The 5,963-nt window shown below is 65.4% G+C and carries 5 protein-coding genes; 3 read left to right on the forward strand and 2 right to left on the reverse strand.

Annotated features, from left to right (window positions below):
• Positions 1–215, reverse strand: a 215-nt coding sequence (locus AC1DJT_RS33545; protein WP_476835769.1) for a triose-phosphate isomerase, incomplete at its 3' end; no start/stop codon positions are given.
• A 171-nt stretch (positions 216–386) separates the two neighbouring features.
• Here AC1DJT_RS33545 and AC1DJT_RS33550 point away from each other — a divergent pair.
• From AC1DJT_RS33550 to AC1DJT_RS33560, 3 genes are read left to right on the forward strand one after another with little or no spacing between them, the layout of a single operon-like run.
• A complete protein-coding gene (locus tag AC1DJT_RS33550) occupies positions 387–2,303 on the forward strand; it encodes a peptidylprolyl isomerase (RefSeq protein ID WP_476835770.1) in 1,917 nt (638 codons plus the stop codon).
• On the forward strand, positions 2,303–3,817 hold the full coding sequence (trpE, locus tag AC1DJT_RS33555) for an anthranilate synthase component I (RefSeq protein WP_476835771.1): 1,515 nt from the start codon (positions 2,303–2,305) through the stop codon (positions 3,815–3,817). Before AC1DJT_RS33550 ends, trpE begins: the two co-directional genes overlap by 1 nt.
• Positions 3,817–4,641, forward strand: coding sequence for a HipA family kinase (locus AC1DJT_RS33560; protein ID WP_476835772.1), 825 nt, complete (start codon positions 3,817–3,819; stop codon positions 4,639–4,641). The genes trpE and AC1DJT_RS33560 overlap by 1 nt, the downstream gene beginning before the upstream one ends.
• On the opposite strand, the gene AC1DJT_RS33565 is transcribed toward AC1DJT_RS33560, so the two are convergent.
• Positions 4,569–5,777 carry a patatin-like phospholipase family protein gene (locus AC1DJT_RS33565; protein ID WP_441505550.1) on the reverse strand — a complete coding sequence of 403 codons (1,209 nt, stop codon included), beginning with the start codon at positions 5,775–5,777 and terminating at the stop codon, positions 4,569–4,571. The two genes, AC1DJT_RS33560 and AC1DJT_RS33565, sit on opposite strands and share 73 nt — an antisense overlap.
• Positions 5,778–5,963: the final 186 nt, after the last annotated feature.

The raw sequence follows: 5,963 nt of genomic DNA on the forward strand, positions 1-5,963 counted from the left end.
CCGCAATCCTGTCCGCCCGTGGCAATCCGCGAGCCGGTCAGGGCTGCCGTCATGGCAAAGAGCAGCGTCGCCGGTGGGCAGATGGCGAGATCGACCGCGTGTTTCAGCTCCCGGTCATAGCCCCTGGCTACCTCGGCTGCGATGGCAAGCTMGGCCTTGAGCCCGTTYATCTTCCARTTGCCTGCCACCAACGGCTTGATGCTGCGCGTCACCATTTTTYTCCTCTTCTCTCGCTCCGGGCTCTACCAACGCCCGCAACGCGCCGCAATCAGCCGGCAAGACCACGGTGAAGATTGCGGGCAGCGTGATCGGTTCCTATAAGCAGCGCCACAAAACGCGAAGGCTCGCGTCGCAGCGATGCGGCCGGAGAGGGAAAGAACGACCCCATGATGATGAATCGCATCCGCAAGGCGGGTCAGGGCCTCATTGGCAAGCTCATCATCACAGTGATGTTCGGATTTCTGATCCTGTCCTTCGCGATCTGGGGCATCGGCGACATCTTCCGGGGGTATGGACGCAACTCTGTCGCTCAGGTCGGGAAGACCGAGATCGGCCTCGAGCAGATGCGCGTGGCCTATCAGAACGAAGTCCAGAACCTGACGCGCCAGCAGCGCCGCTCGATTACTCCCGAAATGGCGCGCGCGCTGGGGCTCGACCGCCAGGTGCTCTCGCGCCTCGTGACGGAGGCTGTGCTCGATCAGACCGCGAGCCGGATGCGGCTTGCGGTCTCCGACGAGACCATCCGCAACCTGATTTTCCAGGACCCGGTCTTCCGCGATGCCTCCGGCAACTTCTCGCCGGCCCGCTTCAACGAATTGCTGCGCTCGAACGGGCTCAACGAACAGAATTATGTGCGCGAGCAGCGCGCCACGATCCTGCGCCAACAGATCGCCGAGATGGTGGTCGGCGGCGTGACCGCTCCGGTCGCGCTGCAGGAACTGGGACATCGCCTGCGCAACGAGCGCCGCGCAGTGACATTCGCCAAGCTGCCGCCGGCGGCCGCCGGTGAGATCGCCGCACCGACCGAAGCTCAGCTCAAGGGCTATTTCGACGAACGCAAGGCGAGTTTCCGGGCTCCCGAGTTCCGTAGCGCCAACGTGCTGACGATCTCGACCGAAGCTTTGGCCGACCCGAGCAAGGTCACCGACGAAGAGGCCAAGGCCCGCTATGAGCAGGTCAAGGCGCAGCGCTTTGGTTCCCCCGAGAAGCGCACGATCCAGCAGATCACCTTCCCGAATGCCGAGGAGGCGCAGGCCGCCAAGGCGAAGATCGATGCCGGCGAAGCGTTCGAGGCGATCGMCGCCGCGCGCAATGTCGCCGAGAAGGACCTGACGCTAGGCACCTTCACGCGCAATCAGGTCTTCGATCCGGCCGTGCGCGAGGCCGCGTTCGCGCTTGCCCAGGGAGCCGTCAGCGCTCCGGTCGCCAGCGCCTTCGGCTCGGTGCTCCTCCGCGTCCCGACGATCGAACTCGAGCATATCCGGCCCTTTGAGGAGGTTGCTGCCGAGGTGCGCAAGGACGTCGCGACCAGCAAGGCCACGAGCCAGCTCACGGACCTGCATGATCGGATCGAGGACCAACGGGCCGCGGCCAAGCCGCTTGCCGAGATCGCACGCGAGTTCAATCTGCCCCTGCTGACGGTCGGCCCGGTCGATGCCAGCCTGGGCAAGCCGGACGGCACGCAGGCACAGCCCCTGCCCGGCGGCGACGCCACGCTTCCCGCCATCTTCCGCTCGGATATCGGCGTCGATAACGAGGCCGTTCGCCTGCCGCGCGACACGGGCTATGTCTGGTTCGATGTGACCAAGATCGACCCCTCGCGCGAGCGGACCTTTGACGAGGTCAAGGGCGAGGTCGAGCGTCAATGGCGGGCAGACGAGGTGGCGAGCAAGCTCTCGGCCAAGGCCCGCGAACTGGTGCAGCGTCTTGATTCCGGCGAGGCCTTCGATGCCGTGGCCGCCTCGGCCGGCCTGGTTGTCGAACAGGCGGCGGAGCTCGGCCGGCAGGACCAGAAGCCGGAGCTGCCCGCCAATGTCATCAGCCTGATCTTCGGAACGCCTGTCGGCAAGAGCAACTCGGCGCTGGGCGCAGACGACAGCGGGCGCGTCCTCTTCAAGGTCGTTTCGGCGACGGTACCGCCCTATGCCCGGACGACGCAGGAGGCGGAGAATTTTGCCCGCCTGCTCGGCTCCAGCGTCAGCGAGGATATCCTCGCGCAGTATGTCGCGAAACTGCAGAGCAACCTCGGCGTCACGGTCAACGAGACGGCCTTCCGGAACGCCACCGGCGGCGCGCAGAACTGATGTCTGCGCCCTCCGATCTGTCCTCCTTTGCGGAGGCGTATGACGCGGGAGCGCCGCAGCTTCTGCGGCGCGTCCTGGTCGGTGATTGCGAGACGCYCGTCGCCGCCTTCATGAAGCTGAGGCACGCCACGTCCGGCCCAAGTTTTCTGCTCGAATCGGTCGAGGGCGGCGCCGTACGCGGGCGTTATTCGATGATCGGCATCGAGCCGGATGTGATCTGGCGCTGCCATCGCGGTGAGGCTTCGCTTTGCCGACCGGCTTTGGGCGAGGCCTTCGTCGCCGATCCGCGCCCCGCCTTCGAGAGCCTGCGGGCTCTGCTCGGCGAGAGCGCTATCCCCGACGAGGATGGCCTGCCACCGATGGCGGCCGGCGTCTTCGGCTATCTCGGCTACGACATGGTGCGGCTGATGGAGCGACTGCCGCAGCCAAAGGACACCGGGACCGGCGTCCCCGACGCGATCCTGACCCGCCCGACCCTGATGGTGGTGTTCGATTCCGTGCGCGACGAGATCCATCTCGTGACGCCCGTCCGCCATCAACCGGGCGTTGCCGCACGCGTCGCCCACGATCGGGCCCAGGAGCGGCTCGACCGGGTCACGGATATCCTCGAGGGTCCTCTCCCCCCGGAAGCCGACATCGATATCGCCGCGCTGCCGCAGCCCGACATCGTTTCCAACACGACCGAGGCCGAGTTTCACGCCATGGTGGCGCGGGCGCAGGACTATATCCGCGCCGGCGACATCTTCCAGGTCGTGCTGTCGCAGCGTTTCGAGGCGCCCTTCGCCCTGCCCTCCTTTGCGCTTTACCGGGCGCTGCGGCGCGTCAACCCGGCGCCGTTCCTGTGCTATCTCGACTTCGCTGATTTTCAGATCGTCTGTTCGAGCCCCGAGATCCTGGTACGGTTGCGCGACGATACCGTCACCATCCGGCCGATCGCCGGCACGCGGCGGCGCGGCGCGACGACCGAAGAGGATGCGGCGCTCGCCGAGGAACTGCTGGCCGACCCCAAGGAACGGGCCGAGCATCTGATGCTGCTCGATCTTGGCCGCAACGACGTCGGCCGCGTTGCACGGATCGGCTCGGTCAAGGTCACCGATTCCTTCTTCATCGAGCGTTACAGCCAGGTCATGCACATCGTTTCCAATGTCGAGGGAGCGATCGACCCGCAGCATGATGCGCTGGCCGCACTCGCCGCGGGCTTCCCGGCCGGCACCGTCTCCGGAGCGCCGAAGGTGCGTGCCATGGAAATCATCGATGAGATGGAACATGACGCACGCGGCGCCTATGGCGGCTGCATCGGCTATTTCGGTGCCAATGGCGAAATGGACACCTGCATCGTGCTGCGCACCGCCGTGGTGAAGGACGGCCGCATGCATGTCCAGGCCGGCGCCGGCATCGTCTATGATTCGAACCCGGCTTCCGAACAGCTCGAGTGCATCAACAAGGCCAAGGCCCTGTTCAAGGCAGCGGAGGAAGCAATCCGGTTCGCGGCGCGCGCTGGCCGGGKACAATAGTGGCCTCGCCGGAGCCCCGGKGTGACGCAGCCGCTACGGTCGTCGAAATCCTGCGGGTCTTCAGTGATGCGAGCACACGCCCCTGCCTGGTTCGGACGACCGACGGCAGGCTGCATGTCCTGAAGCTCGCCGGCGCCGGGCCAGGGCCTCGTGGCCTGCTGATCGAGCTCCTTGCCCTGCGCTTCGCGAAGCTGCTCGGCGCACCGGTCCCCGATGCCAAACCACTGCTGCTGCCGCACGGCTTCCCATGGATGGTCGGCACCGACGAATTCGACGAGATGATCCAGCGCAGCTTTGGCTGGAATCTCGGCGTTGCTTTCATCCCGAACACCGCGCCGGTCGCAGCCGCGGACCTTGGCCCCGACGATGCGGCGAGTCTCCTGGCGATCGCGGAGGCGGATTGCTTCCTGCACAATGTCGACCGGCCGCGCTCGAATCCGAATCTCCTGCGCGGGGCCGGCGGTACGCTGCACGCGATCGATTTCGACGCCTGTCTCTATTTCGACAGGGCACTGGCCGGCCGCCTGCCCGCCAGCTTCGCACTTCCACGCACACATCTCCTGGCAGGTATGATGACGGCGAGCAAGGGCAAGGCACTCGATCCCGACCTGCCGATTTCCTGGCTGGCAGAAGCACCGTCGGCCTGGATCGACGCCGCGGGACGCGAGGTCCCAGTCATCGCCAACGCGCTTGCGACCTATATCCGGCACTGGAACGCCCTATGCACCGGCGGGGCGCAAGAKGCTGGCGATCAGCGCGAGGCCAGCGTCGGCGAGAGCGGCGGCTGTGTCTCCCAGGCCTTGCCGCTGCGACCTTCCTCATAGCCGCGCTGGAACAGGGCTTTCATGTACTCCGTATCGAATTCGGAGCGCTGATTGCCTTGAAAGCTCTTGGGAATGGCGGTGAAGGAGAAGCGCGCGTGCATTCGCTTCGCCATCTCCGAGATCGCTGCGATATTGGCGAGCGCCTGGTATTTCACCAGCGTCGAGATCGAGCGTGTGGCTAACCCCGGCACCGTCTGGGTGCTGGCCTTGTATTCCGGCTCCAGCTTGCCGTTGCGAATGACATAGAGCGAGAGACTGCGTTCCTGACCGAGGTTGCGCCGGGCAGCCCCGTTGAGATCGAGCCCCGGTGGGGCAAAGAAGATCTGCGAGGTGACACCGCCGTCGACGTGAAGCTCGTCGAAGACCTTGCCGTTGCTCTCGACATTGAGGCGCACGGCCGGAAAGACCGCCGGTATGGCTGCCGAAGCGAGCAGAATGTCGACAAAGAGCTTCTGCCGGTCGGGCCGCTGACTCGCGGCAATGCTGCCCACGTCCCAGATCACCGGCCGCTGAGCATCGAGATTGGTGGTCTGGACCAATAAACGGCGGCCTTTGCGGTGCTCGGCGGCGATTTCATCGAGCAATTGCTCGGTCGCATAGCGTTCGACCAGGTGGCGCAGTGGCGTCGTGTCGTAGAGGGACTCGCCAAACAGTCCGAGGACTCCCTTGCTGCGAAAGAGCTCGTTATCGCCGTAGCGCGTATAGATCTCCTCCAGGGCGCCGTCATAGTGCGAGCCGAGGAACGCAAAGGGCGCAGCGAGCGAGCCAGTACTGACCCCGGTGACGACCTCGAATTGAGGCCGGTCGCCGCGTGCGCTCCAGCCCTTCAGGAAACCCGCGCCATAGGCCCCCTCTCCGCTCCCACCTGAAATCGCAAGAAATGTTGCGGCCGCCTGGCATTTGCCACAGCCCGAAGCGGCGATCTGCCGGTATTGGGTATCGACATATTTGCTTGTGGTGGGGACGACCGCATCCCCCCAGAAGCGGATCGTGCCGAATCCGACGACCTCGGCTGACGACAGGCCTTCCGCGGGCAGAGCTTGCGGTCGTTCCCCGGAATTGCATGCCGCCAGGCCGAACAGCGCGGAGGCCAGCAGCACGTGCCTGATCGCCTCGGCCCGACGCAACATCGCCATGCCCCCACCCGAACGCCCCCGCAAGATTGCGCGGTCTCTTCACCGCCATCTTGTCGCCAGCGGAGCTGCGAGCGCAATCGCGATGGAGCCACGATCCGACAATAACTTGACCACTTGCCCCCCGAACGGGCATGACCACCTTGCCATCATCGCGACCGGAGATCTCGTTAGCGGCAATGCGTATCC

The organism is Allobosea sp. 05T422_2 (assembly GCF_056396265.1).